This is a genomic window from Spectribacter acetivorans (assembly GCF_031846305.1).
Taxonomy (GTDB): Bacteria; Pseudomonadota; Gammaproteobacteria; order Nevskiales; family Salinisphaeraceae; genus Spectribacter; species Spectribacter acetivorans.
The window spans coordinates 260197-280463 of record NZ_JAVRHY010000001.1; the positions used below are offsets into that span (position 1 = coordinate 260197).

General features: G+C 66.9%; 17 protein-coding genes, 1 tRNA gene and 1 pseudogene. 8 read left to right on the forward strand and 11 right to left on the reverse strand.

Translation table 11 applies throughout. The features are described 5' to 3' along the window. Positions 1–112 precede the first annotated feature (112 nt). The gene (locus tag RM531_RS01205; RefSeq protein ID WP_311656677.1) at positions 113–535 is read left to right on the forward strand and encodes a hypothetical protein; all 423 of its coding nucleotides are present in this window, start codon (positions 113–115) and stop codon (positions 533–535) included. A 22-nt stretch (positions 536–557) separates the two neighbouring features. Here RM531_RS01205 and RM531_RS01210 read toward each other — a convergent pair whose 3' ends face one another. Next, positions 558–701, reverse strand: a complete 144-nt coding sequence (locus RM531_RS01210; RefSeq protein ID WP_311652421.1) for a DUF3096 domain-containing protein — start codon at positions 699–701, stop codon at positions 558–560. A 169-nt stretch (positions 702–870) separates the two neighbouring features. Between RM531_RS01210 and RM531_RS01215 the strand changes: the two genes are divergently transcribed. Then, positions 871–2523: a peroxidase family protein gene (locus RM531_RS01215; protein ID WP_311656678.1), complete on the forward strand. Its 1653-nt coding sequence runs from the start codon at positions 871–873 to the stop codon at positions 2521–2523. A 9-nt stretch (positions 2524–2532) separates the two neighbouring features. On the opposite strand, the gene RM531_RS01220 is transcribed toward RM531_RS01215, so the two are convergent. From RM531_RS01220 to speA, 3 genes are all read right to left on the reverse strand, one after another. After that, positions 2533–3633 (reverse strand): adenylate/guanylate cyclase domain-containing protein, encoded by a 1101-nt coding sequence (locus RM531_RS01220; RefSeq protein ID WP_311656679.1) that lies wholly within the window; start codon positions 3631–3633, stop codon positions 2533–2535. Positions 3634–4065: 432 nt separating this feature from the next. Beyond that, positions 4066–4929: an NAD(P)-dependent oxidoreductase gene (locus RM531_RS01225; RefSeq protein ID WP_311656680.1), complete on the reverse strand. Its 864-nt coding sequence runs from the start codon at positions 4927–4929 to the stop codon at positions 4066–4068. A gap of 11 nt (positions 4930–4940) precedes the next feature. Beyond that, the gene (gene speA / locus RM531_RS01230; RefSeq protein ID WP_311656681.1) at positions 4941–6764 is read right to left on the reverse strand and encodes a biosynthetic arginine decarboxylase; all 1824 of its coding nucleotides are present in this window, start codon (positions 6762–6764) and stop codon (positions 4941–4943) included. Between the two features lie 57 nt (positions 6765–6821). On the opposite strand from speA, the gene speE reads away from it, so the two are divergent. Further along, a complete protein-coding gene (speE, locus tag RM531_RS01235) occupies positions 6822–7688 on the forward strand; it encodes a polyamine aminopropyltransferase (RefSeq protein ID WP_311656682.1) in 867 nt (288 codons plus the stop codon). Between the two features lie 8 nt (positions 7689–7696). On the opposite strand, the gene RM531_RS01240 is transcribed toward speE, so the two are convergent. Continuing rightward, positions 7697–8227 (reverse strand): hypothetical protein, encoded by a 531-nt coding sequence (locus tag RM531_RS01240; protein ID WP_311656683.1) that lies wholly within the window; start codon positions 8225–8227, stop codon positions 7697–7699. Positions 8228–8259: 32 nt separating this feature from the next. Further along, positions 8260–9048, reverse strand: a complete 789-nt coding sequence (locus tag RM531_RS01245) for an enoyl-CoA hydratase/isomerase family protein (RefSeq protein WP_311656685.1) — start codon at positions 9046–9048, stop codon at positions 8260–8262. A gap of 186 nt (positions 9049–9234) precedes the next feature. Here RM531_RS01245 and RM531_RS01250 point away from each other — a divergent pair, with 186 nt between their 5' ends. The 3 genes from RM531_RS01250 (at position 9235) to RM531_RS01260 (ending at position 10762) form a co-directional block, all read left to right on the forward strand. Beyond that, complete coding sequence (locus RM531_RS01250; protein ID WP_311656687.1) at positions 9235–9786, forward strand: NAD-dependent epimerase/dehydratase family protein; 552 nt, start codon at positions 9235–9237, stop codon at positions 9784–9786. Further along, entirely contained in the window at positions 9765–10328 is a 564-nt protein-coding gene (locus RM531_RS01255; RefSeq protein ID WP_311656689.1) for a Rossmann-fold NAD(P)-binding domain-containing protein, read from the forward strand. The genes RM531_RS01250 and RM531_RS01255 overlap by 22 nt, the downstream gene beginning before the upstream one ends. Positions 10329–10552: 224 nt before the next feature. Then, positions 10553–10762 carry a hypothetical protein gene (locus RM531_RS01260; protein WP_311656690.1) on the forward strand — a complete coding sequence of 70 codons (210 nt, stop codon included), beginning with the start codon at positions 10553–10555 and terminating at the stop codon, positions 10760–10762. A 252-nt stretch (positions 10763–11014) separates the two neighbouring features. Here the strand turns inward: RM531_RS01260 and RM531_RS01265 are convergent. Then, positions 11015–11091 (reverse strand) — tRNA-Ile (locus RM531_RS01265). 142 nt (positions 11092–11233) lie between these two features. Here RM531_RS01265 and RM531_RS01270 point away from each other — a divergent pair. Together RM531_RS01270 and RM531_RS01275 are read left to right on the forward strand one after the other, a co-directional pair. Further along, positions 11234–12142 carry a MaoC family dehydratase gene (locus RM531_RS01270; protein WP_311656692.1) on the forward strand — a complete coding sequence of 303 codons (909 nt, stop codon included), beginning with the start codon at positions 11234–11236 and terminating at the stop codon, positions 12140–12142. Beyond that, on the forward strand, positions 12139–13452 hold the full coding sequence (locus RM531_RS01275; protein WP_311656694.1) for a thiolase family protein: 1314 nt from the start codon (positions 12139–12141) through the stop codon (positions 13450–13452). Before RM531_RS01270 ends, RM531_RS01275 begins: the two co-directional genes overlap by 4 nt. A gap of 10 nt (positions 13453–13462) precedes the next feature. Here the strand turns inward: RM531_RS01275 and RM531_RS01280 are convergent, their stop codons facing one another. From RM531_RS01280 to ppk1, 4 genes and pseudogenes are all read right to left on the reverse strand, one after another. Continuing rightward, complete coding sequence (locus RM531_RS01280) at positions 13463–14407, reverse strand: TolB family protein (protein ID WP_311656695.1); 945 nt, start codon at positions 14405–14407, stop codon at positions 13463–13465. Positions 14408–14438: 31 nt separating this feature from the next. Then, positions 14439–16253: pseudogene (gene rpoD / locus RM531_RS01285) on the reverse strand (RNA polymerase sigma factor RpoD); the annotation flags it as partial. 77 nt (positions 16254–16330) lie between these two features. Continuing rightward, on the reverse strand, positions 16331–18085 hold the full coding sequence (dnaG, locus tag RM531_RS01290) for a DNA primase (RefSeq protein ID WP_311656696.1): 1755 nt from the start codon (positions 18083–18085) through the stop codon (positions 16331–16333). Positions 18086–18132: 47 nt separating this feature from the next. Then, entirely contained in the window at positions 18133–20241 is a 2109-nt protein-coding gene (ppk1, locus tag RM531_RS01295) for a polyphosphate kinase 1 (RefSeq protein ID WP_311656697.1), read from the reverse strand. Positions 20242–20267: the final 26 nt, after the last annotated feature.

The window sequence follows — 20267 nt, forward strand, 5'->3', positions numbered from 1 at the left end:
ATCTCTGTGGTCCCCTTGTTGGGCACGTCTGGCGCACGGGCAACGCCTGTACGCGCCGGCGGCTGCCAGCTAGGCTGCCGGGTCACGCATTCCGGAGCGAGGGGGAAGCGTTATGGGTGTTGGAAAACCGATGGCGGTGGTGTCGGCAGCCACGTTGCTGCTGGCACTCTGGTCGCTGCGGGCCGGGTCGATGATGGGCGGCGAGGGCCCGCCGCCCTGCGATTCGCAGGCCTGTTTCGTCGACGCGGTCGCGGCCTGCGAGTCGGGCGCGGCCTACATGACCCGGTCGGCGGCCGGTGCTACCGCCCAGTATCAGGTCGAGGGGGCCACCGAGGATGGACGCTGTCGGCTGGCGCTGATCTACATCACCCATCCGGAACCGGCCTGGCGCGAGAAGCCCCTGTTCTTCGCCGTGGATCCCGGCGGCGATGTCGGGGCTCAGCTCAAGCAGGCCGTCGAGGGTTGTCTGACCGGCGACGCGGACAGTGAATTCCGCTGCGACGGGCCGCTGCTGGACGTCACCGGGGATCGTTGACCGACCGCGGCGACAAGCCGGATCAGCCCATCAGGCCCAGCACGCCGGTGATGATCAGGTAGCCGGCCACGATGTAGTTGAGCAGGCGCGGCACCAGCAGAATGGCGATACCGGCGGCCAGTGAAACAATGGGCACCAGGGTGGCGCTGGAAATGGTCAGTGTCATCGGAAGGCTCCGGCGTTGGGTGGAAGGCCGAGCTTGGCGGGACAGGCGCGTCACCGCAATCCCGAATCTCGGCACAATAATGTGCCAGCCAACAGTTGGACGGCGAGTTGTGGTGGGTTGGGGTGACGTTGAACAATGCCGGCGTGGGGATGTTCGGCGGGAGAACGAGGTGTTTTCCACGGACGCGGTCGGTCACCGGTGGTGGGTCGCCACGGGTCTGGTCATGGCGCTTGCGGCATGCGGTGGTGGTGGCTCCGACACGCCGCCGGCGGTCCCGGACCCCGAGCCGGAGTTCCGAAGCATTTCCGGCGCCGGGAACAACGCCGAATCGCCGGTGGTCGGCCGCGCGGATACCCCGATGGCGCGAATGGTTCATCCCGCGTATCCGGACGGGTTGGCCGAGCCCTCCGGCATCGATAGGCCGAATCCGCGCGCCGTCAGCAACATCGTCGCCCGACAGAGCGGCAGTCTGCCCAATGCCGCCGGGGCCAGCGATTTTCTCTGGCAGTGGGGGCAGTTCCTGGACCATGACCTGACCCTGGCTCGGGAACAGGCGGATGCGCCCCTGCCGATTCCGGTACCGCCGGGCGACGAGTACTTCGATCCGGCCGGGTCCGGGGCGGTGGAGATTCCCTTCGATCGCAGCGAGTACGACCCCGATACCGGCCAGGCGGATCCCCGTCAGCAGATGAATGCGCTGACTGCCTATATTGACGCCAGCCAGGTGTACGGGTCCGACGAGGACCGGGCACAGGCATTGCGGCGCAACGACGGCAGCGGCAAGTTGCGCACCAGCGAGGGCGCGTTGCTGCCCCTGAATACCACGGGTCTCGAAAACAATCCGGACAGTGATGATCCGTCGCTGTTCGTGGCGGGCGATGTACGGGCCAACGAACAGGTTGCGCTCACGGCGCTGCATGTTCTGTTTGTGCGTGAGCACAATCGGCTGGCGGAGCGCTTGCATGCGGCCGACGCAGCGCTGGACGGCGACGCCCTGTATCAGCACGCCCGCGCCATTGTGATTGCCAAGGTGCAGCGAATTACCTATGAGGAATTCCTGCCTCTCTTGCTGGGCGAGAACGGGTTGTCGCCCTATGACGGCTACGACCCGGATACCGAGGCCCACCTGACCAACGAGTTTGCCACCGTGGCGTTTCGCCTCGGCCACAGCCTGCTTTCATCCACGCTGCGACGTATCGGCCCGGACGGACAAACCATCGCCGCCGGCGACCTTCCTCTGCGTGATGCGTTCTTCTTTTCGCCGGAGCGGCTGCGGGCCGAGGGCGGCATTGAACCTTTGCTGCGGGGCCTGGCCGAACAGCGGGCGCAGGAGCTCGATCCGCTGGTGGTCGACGACGTGCGCAACTTTCTGTTCGGCCCGCCGGGCGACGGCGGTCGCGATCTGATCGCGCTTAACCTGCAGCGTGCGCGGGATCATGGCCTGCCCGCCTACAACGAACTCCGGCGGTCGCTGGGCCTGACAGCAAAGGCGACGTTTGCCGATGTCAGCTCGGACCCGGAAATCCGTGCCCGGCTGGTCGAAGCCTACGACAGCGTCGAACTGATCGACCCCTGGATCGGCTGCATGGCGGAGGACCACTTGCCCGGCGCCATGGTGGGAGAACTGGCCTTCAGCATCCTCAAGCGCCAGTTCGAATCCCTTCGTGATGGTGATCGATTCTGGTACGAGCGCCTGGATGCTGCCACTTACACCGAACTGGGTGTTGAGGAGATCGGGCGGGCATCGCTGGCGCGAATCATCCGCGACAACACCGCCATCGAAGACGAGATTCCGGATGACGTGTTTCGCGTGGCGCCCTGAGTCGGCTTGTCAGTGCCGGTCACCCGATGATCGGTCCAGCCGCGCCTGCAGCAACCAGGTAGGCATGGCGCCCTTGCCCTTGATGTTGATCTGCCCGCGATACTCGGTGCGGTAGCGGGTGTACAAGGCTTGTTGGGTGCGCTGGTCGATCTGGATTTGGCCCGGCACGCCATGGGATTCCATGCGAGCCGCCGTATTGACGGTGTCACCCCAGAGGTCGTAGGCAAACCGGCGTGTGCCGATCACGCCGGCAACCAATGGCCCCGAGGCCAGGCCGATACGCATACTGATGCCGTAGTGTCGTGCTGCTGCGAGGCTCGCAATGGAGTCTCTCATGCCCAGCGCCATTTCCGCCGCAACCACTGCATGCCGGGGATTCGGGTCCGGCAGGCCCGCTACCGCCATATAGGCATCACCGATGGTCTTGATTTTCTCGACGCCGCAATTCTCGGCAAGGGCATCGAAGTGGCTGAAAATCTCGTTGAGCAGGGTGACCACCGCGTCGGGATGCAGTTTTGCCGCGAGTGGCGTGAAGCCGACGATGTCCGCGAACAGTACCGTCGCCCCGTCGCAGTGCTGCGCGATCAGTCCCGGCGAGTACTTGAGTTCCTGGGCAATGCCAGCTGGCAGGATATTCAGCAGGAGCTCGTCGGATAGCGCACGCTCTGCCTCCAGCCTTTCCTGCTGGTCGGCAATGATCCGGGATCGCCGGTACGCCTCCCGCGACATTCGCCACATCTGTACGCAGATCACCATGCCGGTGGCGTAGGCCGCGATCGGCATGAACAGGTAATAGAACATGTCGTACAGGTCGATCAATCCGTCCCGATGTGCGCCAATGGTCAGCCAGCCGGACACCGCGACATAAGCGCCGACACCGATGGCGCCCTGTAGCGGATACAGGCGGAATATGGTGAGCCCGAAGAACGCGATCACGATGAGTACGCTGGAGACCACGCCCGGGGACGGCTGGGCCCAGAAGCCGATGCCGATCACTGCAAAGCCGGAAATGACATTCACCGCGGCGCTGGCGGGCAGAACCCAGCGCCGCAGAGTGGGCCGATAGGTCAGCCACAGGCAGAGGAGCAGCATGCTGACGACCAGGGCCACCCAGGTACCGGCGACCGGGAATGCCGACCGAGCGGCCACCCAGAAACCGGGCAGACCGCCGATCCACGAGGTGATGGCTACGATGGTGCCGAATCGCACTATCGGGAGGACTTCGATCTCCTGCCATTCCCTGAAAAGCCGGTCGACTTCCGGCACTAGGAATCGAAGGCCGAGTGGGGTCATCGCCATCGATGGGCGAGCCGTGGGAAGGTTGCCCGGGCCACTGAGGTTCGCCAGGGCTGGCCTGGTACCAGCCGCTGTCGATGGATCTCCGTCAGAGATCAGAGTCCCGTGCACTGAACACCCCCTGCAGCAACGATCCTCACCGATGCTGACGCATGGGCGGCCACGCCGGGCGCGTCAGTTATCTTTATTACTATTGCACAGGTTGGGGCGAAATCGAAGCCTCCAGCAGCGAGGCCAACGACGTGTTCAGAAAAGCTTTCGCTTGAGCCGAAACAGGGCGGAAATGTCCTCATCGCCGTGGTCGTCGGCGATCAGCCGCTCATAATCGGCCAGCGTTCGCTCGGCCAGCGGCAACTGCCCGCCGCGCGTCTCGGCCATGTGCTGGCAGATGGCCAGATCCTTATGGTGCAGCGCCACCTTGAAGCCGAACCCGGTGTACTCGCCGCGGACCATCGTGGGCCCGCGGTTCTGGACGAACCAGTTGCCGGCGGCGCCCGAGCCCACCACCTCGATCACCTTGTCCAGCGGCAGATTCAGCGCGGTGGCAAAGGACAGGGCCTCGGTCACCGCCTGGTTGATGCCGGCCGCCATCACCTGGTTGACCGCCTTGGTCGCCTGGCCGCTGCCGGCGTCGCCCATGTGCACGATACGCTGGCCCATCGCCTCCAGCGCCGGCCGGGCGCGTTCGAAAGCGTCTTCGTCGCCGCCGACCATCATTGCCAGGGTGCCGTTGGCGGCGCCTTCCGTGCCGCCGGATACCGGGGCATCGAGAAACGCGCCGCCCTGAGCCGACACCTGTGAAGCCGCCTCGCGGGCAGTATCGGACGCGACGGTGGAACAGTCGATGACGATGGTGCCGGGCTGCATGGCGGGCAGAATGGCGTCGACCACGGTCAGCACGTCGGCGTCGGCCGACACGCACGTGACGATGACGTCGCACAGCCCGGCGAGTTCGCCGATGTCCGCCAGGGCGGATATGCCGTGCTCCGAGGTGAAGCGCTCGCGCGGTTCGGCTCCGCGGTTGTAGACGGCCCGCAGCAGGCCGGCGCGATGGAGATTGGCGGCCATGGCGTAACCCATGGCGCCCAGGCCGATGAATCCGGCTTGCATTGGATGACTCCTCAGTCCAGTAGGTAGGTGTAGCCGCCCAGCCCGTCCTCCAGCAGCGCCAGGCAGCCGTCGCGACTATCGCCATCAAGGCCGGCGGCGTCCGCCTTGCGGCGGTAGGCGGCGCGCAGGGCATCCGGCTCGAAGTGAACGTATCGCAGCAGTTCGTCGGTGGCATCGCCGCGTTCGGCCTCGGTCAGCTGCCAGCCGGTGTGGGTGAGTTCCACGTTCACCGCGTCGGTGTCGCCGAACAGGTTGTGCATGTCGCCCAGATTCTCCTGATAGGCGCCCACCAGGAAGATGCCCAGCCGGTAGCGCTCGCCGTCACGCAGGCCGTGCAGCGGCAGCGTGGTGTCGAGCCCGTCGGCGTCGACGTAGCGATCGAGCCGGCCGTCGGAATCGCAGGTGAGATCGCACAGCCGCACCCGGCAATCGGGATGTTCGTCGAGGCGCTGTAGCGGCAGCACCGGAAAGACCTGGTCCAGCGCCCACACGTCCGGGGTGGACTGGAATACCGAGAAATTGCAGAAGTACTTGTCCGCCAGCCGTTCACGCAGGGAAATCAGGGCCTGATGCTGGGCCGGATCGGCCGGCGAGAGGCGCTGCTCGAGCAGGCGGAAACTGGCGAAGGCGGTGCGCTCCGCCGCCGCCCGTGCGGCGAGGTCGATTTCGCCGGCGGTGAAGGCAGCCTGGGCGGCATCGAGGGCATCCTGGGCCTGGTGGACGGCCGCCAGGGCGTCGGCGGGCGGCAGGTCCGGTTCGGCGTTGTGATCGTCACCGGTCTCGCTGTCGATCACTTCGGTGAGCAGCACTGCATGGTGGGCGGTCAGCGCCCGGCCGGATTCGCTGATCACCGCCGGCTGCGGCAGATCGTGGCGGGCGCAGGCGGCGGCCAGTTCCCCGATCACGATATCGGCATAGTCGTCCACGCCGTAGTTCATGGAGCAGAAGCTGGTGGCCCGCCGGCCCTCGTAGTCCACCGCCAGGCCGCCGCCGACGTCCACGCAGTCCACCGGGGCGCCCAGATCGCGCAGGGCGTGGTACAGGCTGGCGGTTTCGGTCATCGCCCGGCGCAGGGCCGCGCGGTCGGCGACCTGTGAGCCGATATGCAGATGCAGCATGCACAGTGACTCGAGACGACCGGCGATGCGCAGCCGGTCGACCGCGGCCACCACCTGGCTGGCGGTGAGCCCGAACTTGGCCTTGTCGCCGCCGGTGTTCTGCCAGTGGCCGGCGGCCACGCTGGCCAGGCGCACACGCAGACCCAGCTGCGGCAGCACGCCGGTTTCGGCGGCCAGGGCGAGAACATCCTCCAGCTCCGAGGGTTTTTCCACCACCAGCATCACCCGGTGGCCCAGTTGTACCCCGGCCATGGCCAGGCGCAGGAAGGCGCTGTCCTTGTAGCCGTTGCACACGATGGTGCGGCCCGGCGGCGCCATCGCCAGCACCGCCATCAGTTCGGGTTTGCTGCCGGCTTCCAGGCCCACGCGCTCGTCGTCGTGGCCGATGATGTGCTCGACCACGGTGCGCTGCTGATTGACCTTGACCGGATAGACCACGGTGTAGTCGGCCGCGTAGTCGTGCGCCGCCCGGGCCTGATCGAATGCGCCCAGCAGACGGCTGATCCGGTCGCCCAGAATGTCGGTGAAGCGCACCAGCACCGGCAGGCGCAGGCCCCGGTTCTCGAGTTCGTCGGCCAGCTCCAGCATGTCGATGGCGGCGGCGTCGGGGCGTGGCCGGGCGCTGGCATGGCCGGTGTCGTTGATGCCGAAATAGCCCTCGCCCCACTGGGCCACGCGATACAGGTCGCGGCTGTCGGCCACCTGCCAGTCGGTCATCGGGGAGTCGGGAGGGTTCATTTATACTGGCCGGCCACGCAAGCGATGAGGCGGCAAATGGTACTGGATCAGGGCTGGTTCACTGAAACGGCGAGCGAGGTGGGCACCGCGTTCTCGCTGCGGATCAATGACCGATTGCACGTCGAGACCAGCGAGTATCAGACCATCGAGGTTTATGACACCGACACTTTCGGGCGGCTGATGGTGATTGACGGCTTCATCATGCTTACCGACCGGGACAACTTCGTTTACCACGAGATGATGACCCACCCGGCGCTGTTCGCCCACGGCAGCCCGCGGGACGTGGCCATCATCGGCGGCGGTGACTGCGGCAGCCTGCGCGAGGTGCTCAAGCACGAAGGCGTGGCGCGCGCCACCCAGATCGAGATCGACGAACGCGTCACCCGGGTGGCGGAGCAGTTCTTTCCAGCCCTGTGCAGCGCCAACGACGACCCGCGGGCCGAACTCGCCTTCGCCGACGGCATTGCCTGGATGGCCAACCGTGATCCGGAATCGCTGGACGTCATTATCGTCGACAGCACTGATCCGATCGGCCCGGCCGAGGGTCTGTTCAACGAGCCCTTCTACCGCAGCTGCCTGGCCGCCTTGCGCCCCGCCGGTCTGCTGGTGCAGCAGAGTGAATCGCCGCTGGCCCACACCCGGCTGATCTGCGACATGCACGCGGCGATGCGCCGCGCCGGATTTGCCGACAGCCACGTGCTGTCGTTTCCGCAACCGGTATATCCCACCGGCTGGTGGTCGGCCACCATGGCGGCGAAATCCGACGGCGCCCTGCAGGCGCCAACCCACGTGGCCGGTCTGGAAACCCATTACTACACCCCGGCCATCCATCAGGCCGCGTTTGCCCAGCCGGCCTTTCTGGCACGGGCCCTTCAGCAGACGCTCGACACCGACCAGAAATAGGGGCGGGGTCAGCGCCGGCTGAACGAGCAGGCCTGCTTGATCGTCTGCAGCCGACCCAGGTAGCGGTACTGACCGGTGCGCTGCTGCTGCGATACCTGAAGCTGGCAGGCGCTGGTGGCGGTATTCACCTGCTGCGTCATCCGGTACACCGCACCAGCCTGGGCCGTGAAGGCCCGCTGGGTGATGAAACAGTGGCGGTCGCCCGACTGCCAGAACGCTTCCACCACCAGCGGTTCCCCGGCCGGCACCGAGAGGCTTTCCATACGCTGGCTGGCCGATATCCGCTTGAGCCCGCCCACGGGCTGTGACGCCCCGGCGCAGAAACTGGGCTTGACGTGTACGCCCATGGTGCCGACGCCGGCCTCGCCGCCCATGGCGTTGATATCCAGCCGGTTGCTGGTGAATTCGATGACGGCCTGGCCCCCGCTGCCGGGGGTTATGAAGGCGGCCCTCTGTGACGTCGGTGTGGCGCCGGAGCAGGCAATCAGCAGCGCACACAGCAGTGCTGCCGGCACCAGCCGGGCAGGTAATCGAATCACGGATTGTCGTCCGGTTCCGGGTCGGTAACCGGTTATCGGCCGGTATACGCAGGCGTTCGCTTGTTGGCGAATGCGTCGATGCCCTCTCGAGCGTCGTGGGTGCGGCTACAGGCCACCATCTGCTCCAGCTCGCGGCCCAGATGGGCCTCGAGTGCGGCGCCCAGTGACGCGCCGGTGAGCTTCTTGGAGGCGATCAACCCGTTGGTGGCGCTGCCGGCCATCATGGCCGCGCGTTCCCGGGCGGTATCGGCCAGCGCATCGGCGGCCACGACTTCCTCGATCAGCCCCCAGTCGAGCGCGGTTTCGGCATTGATGGTCTCGTTGGTCAGCGTCATCCGGCGAGCCCGGCGCAGGCCGATGACGCGCGGCAGGAAGAACGTCACGCCGCAATCCCCGGACAGGCCGATCATGGTGTGCGCCGCGCAGAAACGGGCGTTGTCCGCGGCCACCAGGTAATCGGCGCACATCGCCAGGCCCAGGCCGCCGCCGGCGACCGCGCCGTTGAGCGCGCCCACCACCGGCACCGGCAGCCGGCCCAGACGCAGGATGGCGTCGTGGGCGGTGCGCACCAAGCGGTGAATCATGCCCGGCAGATCGTCGCGGCTGGCGTCCATGGCGCGGATGTCTCCGCCGGCGCAGAACATCTTGCCGCGGGCGTCGATCATCACCGCCCGCAGGCCCTCGGTCGCCTCCACCCGTCGCGCCACGTCGGATAGCGCCTCGGCCATCGGCAGGTTGATGACGTTGCCGTTGTCCGGCGTGTTCAGCGTGATGTGGGCGATCGAATCCTCGATTGCGCAGATAACGGGGGCGTCGGACATGAATACATCGGCAGCTGGAGTTTACTGCATTATCGCCAACGGGCCGGGGCATTGAAAGCAGTCGGCGCGCGCCGGCGGCAGACCGCGACTGGATTCGGTCCGATTTGGCCGGCGACCGACGCTGGGGTAGCGTCGGGATCGCAGGGGTATTGCCGAGCATCCGGCACGCGATTCGGGAGGAGCGGCATGTCGAAGAAAAAGGTGATTGTCGCCGGGGCATCCGGCCTGGTGGGTTATGGAGCTCTCAAGGCACTGGCAGAGGCGGGCTGCGACGTGGTGGCGGTGTCTCGCCGCCCGCCGATGGAACTGCATGGCGCCACCCAGATGGCCGCCGATCTGAACGACGCCGACCAGTGCCGCGACATCTTCGGCGCCATGTCGGATGCCACGCATCTGGTCTACGCCGCTCTCTACGAAAAGCCCGGGCTGGTGCCCGGCTGGCTGGAGGCCGAGCAGATCGAGACCAACGATCGCATGCTGCGCAATCTGTTCGAGCCGTTATCCGCGGCGGCAAACAATCTGCAGCACGTCACCCTGCTGCAGGGCACCAAGGCCTACGGCGTGCACGTGCAGCCGATCCCGGTGCCGGCACGGGAAAACCGTGACGAGATGCACGAGCAGCCCAACTTCTACTGGAACAGGAAAATTACCTACGTGAAAAGCAGGCGGGACGCGCATGGCACTGGACCGTGCTGCGCCCGTAGATCATCTTCGGCATGTCCATGGGCAGCGCCATGAACCTGATCCCGGCCCTGGGCATCTACGCCGCTCTGCTGCGCGAGGCCGGTCAGCCGCTGATCTACCCCGGCGGACCGGGCAATATCCTGGAAGCCGTGGATGCGGACCTGTTGGGCCGCGCCATCGCCTGGGCCGGCGAGGCAGTGGCCGCGCGCAACGAGATTTTCAATGTCACCAACGGCGACGTGTTCCTGTGGCAGAACCTGTGGCCCGCGCTGGCCGACATGCTGGGCATGGCGCCCGGTCCGGAAGAACCCTGCAGCCTGGGCGAGGCCATGCCCGCCCGCGCCGGTGAATGGGACGCCATCCGCCGCAAGTACGATCTGGAGACCCCGGACCTGGAAAGCTTCGTCGGCGAATCCTGCCACTACGCCGACTTCTGCATGGCCTACGGGGCGGAAGGCTTCGGCGTGGCCCCGGCGATCGTGTCCACTGTCAAGCTGCGCCGTGCCGGTTTTACCGAGATGATCGACACCGAAGACATGTTCCGGAAATGGTTCCGGGTGTTCGAGGAGAAGCGCCTGTTACCACCGGTGGGCTGATCCGGCTGGTAGTCCTCACTCGTGCCACCTGGCAGAGTTACTCGGTAACGCGCACAAGAGCGATTCTCGAGCGTTCGACTCGACGCGTTGCTTGCTCTAGTGTGAAACCGGCGCGCGGCTATGCTGAAAAGTCAGCCGTGTTTAATTGCTTAATGCCCGCGTGGGTCGTGAGGGCGTCGAAACGTCCTGTGCTCGGCATCAAATCCAGGGAGTTGGTTATGCCGATGAGATTCCGCGTGAGTGCCGTGCTTGCCCTCTCCGTGATGCTTTTGCTGGGCTGTGGCGGTGATCCGGTGACAGAGTCCGCCGGTGACAGCCCGCTTGCCGAGGCAAGCAGCGGCTGCACCGAGCGTGACGGTGCGTGGTTCGGTCGTTCGGCGGACGGGGCCTTCATCAGCAGCCAGACGCAGGAGGCTTGCGAGGAGCGACTCTAGTAGCGGCTCGAAGCGCGGGCAGGGAGTTACCCTGATGCGGGCCATGGCCGGGCCGCGCACCGATTCGCCTGGAGCGAATCGAAGCGAGCGCAACAAGCCCGAAGGGCCAGGCCCATGGATGGGCCAGACACCGATTCGCCGGGAGCGAATCGACGCGAGTGCAACGAGCCCGAAGGGTCAGGCCCACGGATGGGCCTGACAACCCCGAACCACTCTCTTGGAATCGCCGGTGCTGGAAATCCCGCCGGTAAGTGGTGGGCCCCCGGGGACTTGAACCCCGAACCAACAGATTATGAGTCTGCTGCTCTAACCGATTGAGCTAGAGGCCCGTCGCCGAGCGCGATTGTAACCCGCACGCGGTCGCTGCCCGTACCCGGGCGAGCATTGGTCGATGCCGCCGTATCAAGCATAATCCAGCGCCAATCCGACGGGCCGATGGCCCTGATCCACAACGCCAAGGCATTACCAACCATGAGCGTGACTGTCCCCTGGACCTTCGTGCGCCACCAGGCGCCCAATATCGTCGGCATGTTCGGCGCCGGTATCCGATCCGCTCTGCCGCGGCTGGGCGGTGGCGAGGTGGAAACGCCGAGTGCGCCGGTGACGCGCCGGATGGGTCCGTTTTCCCCGGCGCTGATCGAGGCCTACGCGGCCTGGGCAGGTGCGCCGCCGGATCGCTATGACGGGGTGCTGCCGCCGCATTTCTTTGCCTACTGGGGGCTCGGCCTGGTGTCGGAGCTGACCGGCCGGGCGCCCTACAATCTGTTGTCCGCGGTGAATCAGGGCTGCCGGATTGCAACGCGGACGCTGCTGCCGGCGGATGAACCGATCCAGGTGCGCGGCCGGCTGACCGATGTCAGTGATGACGGCCGGCGTATACGCATCGCCTCGCAGCTCGAGGCGGGGACCCGCAGCACCCCGCGAGCTCAGGATATCGAGGTGGTGGCGGCGGTCCCGCGCCGCCAGCCCGGCCCGCGCCGGGCGGACAGGCCTCGTGACCCGGAACCCGCGTTCGATACCGTTGGCCACTGGTCGGCCTCGGCATCGGACGGCCTGAATTTCGCCCTGCTGACCGGCGACTTCAATCCGCTGCATACGCTCACGCCGGTGGGCCGCCGCACCCGTTACCGTAGTTGCATTCTCCACGGCTTCGGGATTCTGGCCCGCACTTACGAGACTATCCGCAATGCCGGGATCGATATCGCCGAATTCGAGGTCCGCTACGTCAAGCCGGTGCCGCTGCCTTCGGCAGACCTGGCGGTTCAGGTGGCCCGCGAGCCCGATGCCGACGGCCGTCGGGCGATCCGGTTGCGCGGTGCGGATGACACGCTGCATCTGGCAGGTCATCTGAACGTCACGCTGACCGGGGCCGACGCATGAGCAATCTGACGCCGATTCCCGAGGACCGGCTACCGGTGGTGGTGGATGCGGTGCGCACGCCGTTCATCAACTCGGGCGGTGCTTATGCGGAACTGCGCAATCATGAACTCGGCGCGGTGCCGCTGCGGGCGGTGCTGGCCCGGACCGGGCTGGCCGCCGGCGATGTGGGCATGGTGACGCTGGGCTGTGTGGTGCAGGACGTGGAAACCACCAATGTCGCCCGGGAGGCGATGCTGACTGCCGGGTATCCCGCCCTGACACCCGCATCGACCATATCCATGGCCGGCATATCGCCGGAAGCCAGCATCGCCAACCTGTGCGACATGATCGCCCTGGGCCGGCTGGAGTTTGCGGTAGGCGGGGGCACCGAGAATTTCTCGGACCTGCCGATCCGCATGTCGCGCAACGTGCGCAAGCGGGCGGTGAAGCTGGGTACGGCCCGGTCGACGGGCGAGCGGCTGCGCATTCTGGCCGGTCTGCGGCCCTGGGACCTGATCCCGGACGTGCCGTCTAGCAGGGACCTGACCACCGGCCTGACCATGGGCGCGGCCTGCGAGGCCATGGCGGCGCGTTTCGGCGTCACCCGCGAGGCCGCCGATGCCTATGCCGAGCGCAGTCATCATCGTGCCGCTGCGGCATGGGACGCCGGCTGGTTCGACGAGGAAGTGGTGCCTGTCGAGGCACCGGACGGGCGCATGGTGACCCGTGACGACGGTATTCGGCCGGATACCAGCGTCGACCGTCTGGCCCGCCTCAAGCCCGCGTTCGATCCGGACCGCGGCATCATCACTGCCGGCAACGCGTCGGGGCTGACCGACGGCGCCACCGCCCTGCTGCTGGCCAGTGCCGGAGCGGCCGATCGCCGTGGCCTGACCGCCCGCGCCATCGTTCGGGATTACGAATTCACCGGTGTGGCCGACATGAGCAGCGAAATGCTCATGGGCCCGGCGGTGGCCATTCCGCGGCTGCTGCAACGCCAGGGCCTGACGCCGGCGGACATCGCCGCGTTCGAGGTGCACGAGGCCTTCGCCGCCCAGATTCTGGCCAATCAGGCCGGGCTGGCCGATGCCGACTACGCGCAGACGGTGGCGGGGCCGGCCGCGCCGATCGGCGGGATTCCGCTGGACAAGCTCAATATCCATGGTGGTTCGCTGGCCCTGGGGAACCCGTTTGCCGCCACCGGCGGCCGGTTGATTGCCACGGCCATTCGCCGCATCCGCGAGACCGGCGAGCGCTACGCCGTGATTGCCACCTGCGCCGGCGGCGGTCTGGGTGCCGCCATGCTGCTGGAGAATCCCGCGGCGCGCTGAGCCGCCGTGGTCAGCGGCTGGCCGGGCCCCAGTGCGGGGATCGGCCATCATCCGCGCTGATCTCGGTCAGCCCGGTGCCGTCCGCATTGATGCGGAAAAGCCCGTTGCTGCCGCGCTGGAAGTTCTCGAACGCCAGCCGCTTGCTGTCCGGCGACCAGGCCGGTGCGGTGGCGGCGAAACTCAGCCCGGTCAGCCGTTTCAGAGCGCCCGTTTCCAGAGTGAGCACGTACAGCCCGTGGCCGGTGACGCGGGACTGGGACCCCACGAACGCGATGCGCGTGCCGTCCGGTGACCAAGCCGGGGCGCGCGTGATGGGAAGGTCGATCGGCAGCCGTGTGGCCTCGCCGCCTGCCAGCGGGATGGTGAAGATGGCGGCGAACTCGTGTGCGCGGTTCCAGCTTTCGAACACCACGCGATCGCCATCGGGCGAGAAGGCGCCCGAGCTGGGCCGGTCGTTGGTGCGCGGCCGGATGGTCAGCCGCCGACGGTTGTCGCCGTTGCGGTCGATCACGAACAGCTCGTCGCGGCCGGATCGTTCCGAGGCAAACACCAGGTGCTTGCCGTCCGGCGACCAGGCCGCGCGGAAGTCGCTGCCGGCGTAGTCGGTCAGTCGCCGGTCGCCGCTGCCGTCGGCATTCATGATGTGGATGTCGCCGCCCACCGGGCGCAGGGTGTAGGCGATGTGCCGGCCGTCGGGCGAGATGGCCGGGTCGGCCTCGTCCTCGTCGGTATCGGTCAGGCGAAGCAGGCCAGTGCCGTCGGGACGGATGAGATAGAGATCCTGATGGCCGGGTCCGCTGTCGGCGTCCCGGTTGCTCTCGAACACGATGTGATCGGTCAGCGGGTCGACCGTGGCCTCGCCACAGCCGGCCAGAGCTAGAACGACAACGCCGCCGGCCAGGCGGCCGGCGGCGCGTGTCATCGATCGGACGAACGAGCCGGAGGCATGACGCATGGTGCGGCTGCTCCGGTCGGCCGTGGCCGGCCTACTCGTCCAGGAAGCTCTTGAGGAAGGTCGCCCGGGAGGGGTGGCGCAGCTTGCGCAGGGCCTTGGCCTCTATCTGGCGGATGCGCTCGCGGGTCACGTCGAACTGCTTGCCGACTTCTTCCAGCGTGTGATCGGTGTTCATGTCGATGCCGAAACGCATGCGCAGCACCTTGGCTTCGCGCGGGGTGAGGCTGGCCAGGGTGTTATGGGTGGCCTCGCGCAGGCTCTCGCCGGCGGCCGCGTCGCTGGGGGCGATGGCGTTGGCGTCCTCGATGAAATCGCCCAGGTGGCTGTCCTCATCGTCGCCGATGGGCGTCTCCATGGAGATCGGTTCCTTGGCGATCTTGAGCACCTTGCGCACCTTCTCCTCGGGCATTTCCATGCGCTCGGCCAGCTCTTCCGGGGTGGCCTCGCGGCCCATCTCCTGCAGCATCTGGCGGGAGATGCGGTTGAGCTTGTTGATGGTCTCGATCATGTGCACCGGGATGCGGATGGTGCGGGCCTGATCGGCGATCGAGCGGGTGATCGCCTGCCGGATCCACCAGGTGGCGTAGGTCGAGAACTTGTAGCCGCGGCGGTATTCGAACTTGTCCACCGCCTTCATCAGGCCGATGTTGCCTTCCTGGATCAGGTCCAGGAACTGCAGCCCACGGTTGGTGTACTTCTTGGCGATGGAGATCACCAGACGCAGGTTGGCCTCGACCATCTCCTTCTTGGCGCGGCGGGCCTTGGCTTCGCCGATCGACATGCGCCGGTTGATTTCCTTGATGTGATTGACGTTGAGCTGGCTGGCGTTCTCCAGCTCGGTGATCCGCTCCTGCAGGCGCAGCAGGTCGGGCTTGCGCTGGCTGATGGTGGCGGAATACTTGCGCTTGGCGCGGATCAGCTTGTCCAGCCACACCTCGCTGGTGAGATTGTCGGGCAGCTGGCGGACGAACTCGCGCCGCGGCATGCCGCCTTCCTTGACGCAGATCATCATCATTTCGCGCTCGATGCCGCGAATCTCGGCCATTGTTTCGCGCAGCTGGCCGGTCAGCCCTTCGGTCACCTTGGGGGTGAGCTTGAAGCGCATGAAGTGGGTGGCCAGCTTCACCAGCGCGGCTTCGGTTTTCTCGTCCTCGCGGCCGTACTTGTTCAGGGCGCGCACGGCGCTGCGGTTGAGTGACTTGAGCTTCTTGACCTGGGCGGCGGCCTCCTCGGGGTCGGGACCGGTATCGGCAGGGGTGTCGTCGTCCTCGTCGTCACTGTCCTCGGCGGCCTGCTCGTCCGCCTCGTTGGTGATGGGGTCGCCGGTATCCGGATCGACGAAGCCCACCAGCACGTCGGTCAGACGGGTTTCGCCGGCATCCACCCGATCGAAGATTTCCGCCAGCCGGCCGGTGGTGGCCGGGAAGTGGGCCAGCGAGAACAGCATCTCGGACAGCCCTTCCTCGATGCGCTTGGCGATGCGGATTTCGCCCTGGCGGTCGAGCAGTTCCACACTGCCCATCTCGCGCATGTACATGCGCACGGGATCGGTGGTGCGGCCGAACTGCGGGTCCAGCGCGGCGAGCGTGGCGGCAGCCTCCTCGGCGTCGTCGTCATCCTCGTTGGAGACGGTGTTTTCCGACAGCAGCAGCGCATCCTCGTCCGGTGCCTCTTCGTGCACCGTGATGCCCATGTCGTTGATCATGTTGATGATATCTTCGATCTGTTCGGGATCGACGATATCGTCGGGCAGGGTGTCGTTGACTTCCGCGTAGGTCAGGAAGCCCTTTTCCTTGCCGTGGGCAATCAGTAGTTTGAGTTGGGACTGCTTCTCGTTGCTCATGCTCGCCTGCTTGGTGGGGAGGTGCGCCCGGACGCCGCTGCCAAAGAACCGGACATTGTATCGGACCGGCCTTGCCGGCGCTATGCTTGCGGCCCGCGCCGCAGCCGTTCCAGCAGCGCCTGGGCTTCGGCGGCTTCGTCGGGTGTCAGGGACGTGGCCTGCTGCTTGTTCATGAGTGCCTGGAACCGCTCGCGCTCGTGCTGCTTTTCGCCTTCGAGCGCGCGTGCCACGCATTCGCGGAACTCGCGCGCCAGATCGTCGGGCTCGCCGCGCGGCGTTTCCGCGGCCAGCCGCTGAAGCGCATCGCCTGCCTCGTGGTCCCGCCAGTGTTCCAGCCACGCTGCAGCGGGGAGATGGGGGCTGGCGCTAAAAAATTCAATGCCATCAGCGAGAAGGTCCGCGCCGGCCACCCCGGTCTGTTTGAGGGTGGCGATGTCGATGGGCAGTTTATCGGCCAGCCGGGGATCGTTCATGAGCAGTTGCAGGGCGCGGCGGACCGGGGTGAACTTCATCGGGCGTTGGCGCCGCTCGGGCGGCGCCCGCCGGCCCGCGGGTGTGCCGCCCTCGCGGTAGAGCCGGTCGAGGTCCTCGGCCGGCAGGCCGCTGCGGCGGGCGATCTCGCGGATCAGATCGGCCTTGAACGCTTCCGGCGGCAGCTTGGTGACGAACGGCCGCGCCTTTTCCACCAGCCGCGATCGCCCGTCGGCATCCTTCATGTCCAGGTCCTGGGTGAGGCCGTCCAGCAACACCTGCGAGGCCGAGCGGCTGGCCTCGATCAGCCGGGTCAGCTCGGCCGTTCCGTCGGTCTGCCGCACCAGCGAATCCGGGTCCTCGCCCTCGGGCAGGAACAGGAAACGCGCGCGGCGGGTGCCCCGCATCACCGGCAGGGCGTTGTCCAGTGCCCGCCAGGCGGCGTCGCGGCCGGCGCGGTCGCCATCGAAGCAGAACACCACCTCATCGGTGGCGCGGAACAGCGCGTTCAGGTGCTCGGCGGTGGTAGCGGTGCCCAGCGTGGCCACGGCGTTGGCGAACCCGTGCTGGGCCAGGGCCACCACGTCCATGTAGCCCTCCACCAGCAGCATGCGGGGGATCTCCCGTAGCGCCTGGCGGGCCTCGAACAGGCCGTAGAGCGAACGGCCCTTGTGGAACAGGGGGGTTTCGGGGGAATTCAGATACTTGGCCGGGTCGTCGCCGAGCGCCCGCCCGCCGAAGCCGATCACCCGCCCGCGGCCGTCGCGGATGGGGAACATGATGCGGTTGCGGAAGCGGTCGTAGGCGTGGCCGTTATCCTTCTCGATCAGCATCCCGGCGGTGACCGCAGCCTGGCGGTCGCGTACCTGGCCGCGCAGGAAATCCCAGCTGTCCGGCGCGTAGCCGATGCCGAAGGCCTTGGCGGTGGCGCCGGTAATACCGCGGGATTTCAGGTAGTCGATGGCCGCCGGGCTCTGGCGCAACTGGTTCTGATACAGCCGGCCGGCCTGCTCCAGCACCGCGAACAGCGGTTTCTGGGTGTCCGCGTCCGGGCCGGCGCCGCGGGCTTCCTCCGGGATGGTCATGCCGGCCTGCCCGGCCAGGGCCTCCACCGCCTCGCGGAATTCCAGCCGCTCGTATTCCATCAGGAAGGACAGGGCGGTGCCATGCGCGCCGCAACCGAAGCAGTGGTAGAACTGCTTGGCGGGCGACACGGTGAACGAGGGGGTTTTCTCGTCGTGGAAGGGGCAGCAGGCCTGGTATTCCCGGCCGGCTTTCTTCAGCGGCACGCGGGATTCGACCACCGACACGATGTCGGTGCGCGCGAGCAGATCGTCGATGAAGCCCTGGGGGATGCGCGCCATGCCGCCAGTTTAAGGCTTCTGGCCGGTGCGGGCGCGCCGGGTGTCGGTCAGGCGCCTTCCATCAATCGTTGCTGTGCCGCCACGGGGGTTGCGCCATCGGGCGGACCGGCATGCTCGTAGCGGCCGTCGGCGCGCAGCAGCCAGGCCTGGGTGTTGTCGGCCAGGTATAGCTCGAGTTCGCGCATCAGCCGCTCGCGCAGTTCGGGTGCCTCGACCGGGAAACAGGTTTCCACCCGCCGGAAGAAGTTGCGCTCCATCCAGTCGGCGCTGGACAGGTAATACTCGGGCTCGCCGCCGTTCTCGAAGTAGAACACCCGGGTGTGTTCCAGGAACCGGCCCACGATGGAGCGCACGCGGATGTTGTCCGACACCCCCGGCACCCCGGGCTTGAGGCAGCAGATGCCGCGTACGATCAGGTCGATGGACACCCCCGCCTGCGAGGCGCGGTACAGGGCGCGGATGGATTCCGGCTCCACCAGCGCGTTCATCTTGATGATCATGCGGGCGGGTCGACCGGCGCTGGCGTGGGCGGCCTCGCGGTTGATCTTCTCGAGCATCGCCCGGTGCAGGTTGAACGGCGCGTCCAGGACCCGCTCCAGGCCGGTGATCTTGCCCAGGCTGGTGAGCTGCAGGAACAGCTCGTGGATGTCGTTGCACAGGGTCGGGTCGCAGGAGAACAGGCCGTAATCGGTGTACAGGCGGGCGGTCTTGGGATGGTAGTTGCCGGTGCCCAGATGCACGTAATGACGCAGGCCGTCGGCCTCGCGCCGTACCAGCAAGGTCATCTTGGCGTGGGTCTTGTAGCCGACCACGCCGTACACCACGTGGGCGCCGGCCGCCTGCAGCCGGTTGGCCAGTTCGATGTTGTCGGCCTCGTCGAAGCGGGCGCGCAGCTCCACCACCACGGTGACTTCCTTGCCCGCGTTGGCGGCATTGACCAGGGCATCGACCACCGCCGAGTCCGGCCCGGTGCGGTACAGCGTCTGCTTGATCGCCAGCACGTGGCGGTCGCCCGCCGCCCGGCGCACGAAATCGATCACCGGCAGGAAGGCGTCGAACGGGTGGTGCAGCAAAATATCGCGGCGGCGCACGGCGGCGAACAGGTCGCCGTTGGGGCCGAGTTCCGGGTCCAGCCGCGGGGTATAGGGCGGGTACTTGAGTTCCGGGCGGTCGACCATGTCGAGAATGGCCATCAGCCGGTTGACGTTGACCGGGCCGTCCACCTGGTAGAGATCGCCGCGGTCGAGCATGAAGCGCTCGAGCAGGTAATCGACCATGCCGCGCGGGCAGTTGTGGGCCACTTCCAGCCGCACGGCGTCGCCGTAACGGCGGGAGGGCAGCTCGCCTTCCACCGCCCGTAGCAGGTCGTCGACCTCTTCTTCGTCCACGAACAGGTCGGAGTTGCGGGTTACCCGGAACTGGTAGCAGCCCTTGGCCTGCATGTTGGGGAACAGGTCACCCACGTGGGCGTGGATCACCGACGACAGGAATACGAAGTCGTAGGGGCCGCTGCCGGTTTCCTCGGCGGGAAGCTGGATCAGCCGCGGCAGCGCGCGCGGCGCCTGCACGATGGCGTAACCGCTGTTGCGGCCGAAGGCGTCCTTGCCCTCCAGCGACACGATGAAGTTGAGCGACTTGTTGAGAATGCGCGGGAACGGGTGCGCCGGGTCCAGCCCGAGAGGGCTGATGACCGGCAGCAGTTCTTCCTCGAAGTACTCGGCCAGCCAGGCGCGCTGGCGCTCGTTCCACTCCGCGCGGCGCAGGAAGCGAATGCCGGCGGTTTCCAGTTCCGGGATGAGATCGTCGTTGAGCACGCGATACTGTTCCGCCACCAGATCGTGGGCTCGCAGGCTGATGACCTTGAGCAGATCCTGCGGGTTGATGGCATCGGCATCGGTGGCGGTGGTGCCGGATTCGGCCTTCTGCACCGCGCCGGCCACCCGCACCTCGAAGAACTCGTCCAGGTTGGTGGAGGCAATGCACAGGAACTTGAGCCGCTCCAGCAGGGGCACCTCGGTATCGCGGGCCTGCTCGAGCACGCGCGCGTTGAATTCCAGCAGCGACAGCTCGCGGTTCAGGTAGAGTTCGGGCGAGTCCAGACCCGGTGCCGGGTCGGGTGCCGGCGATGCCGTCGATTGATGGGCCTTCTGCTGCATGATGGACGTGCGCTCGGTACAGCCAA